This window comes from Mesorhizobium sp. M5C.F.Ca.ET.164.01.1.1, from assembly GCF_004792125.1.
Taxonomy (GTDB): Bacteria; Pseudomonadota; Alphaproteobacteria; order Rhizobiales; family Rhizobiaceae; genus Mesorhizobium; species Mesorhizobium wenxiniae.
The window spans coordinates 1-298 of the sequence record NZ_SRTG01000502.1; the positions used below are offsets into that span (position 1 = coordinate 1).

Annotated in this window: 1 pseudogene; it reads right to left on the reverse strand. The window is 69.1% G+C overall.

Annotated elements, in window-relative coordinates:
- Positions 1-298 (reverse strand): annotated as a pseudogene (locus tag EN807_RS34475) (GtrA family protein); the annotation flags it as partial.

The following is a 298-nucleotide window of genomic DNA, read 5'->3' on the forward strand; positions in this document are numbered from 1 at the left end:
GGCAAGCAGGCCAAGCGACATCAGGCGCCGGGCGGCCGTCGCGTTGGCGGCCTTCCACGAAGCAATGATTGCCAGACCGGCGCCGGCAAGCGCGGTAACGGCGAACTGCACGAGCGAGAACGTGTCGCACTGGGCTTGGCCCCAGGACGACACCGGAATGGTGGCGGCGAAGACCAGAGCCGAGACGCCGGCGACGCCGAGGCCGAAATCCCTGGCGATCAGCCTTTCGGCGTCGCCATTGCCGAGAAACAGCAGAGCGACGACGGCGCCGAGGGCCCCGGCATAGGGCGCGCTTTCC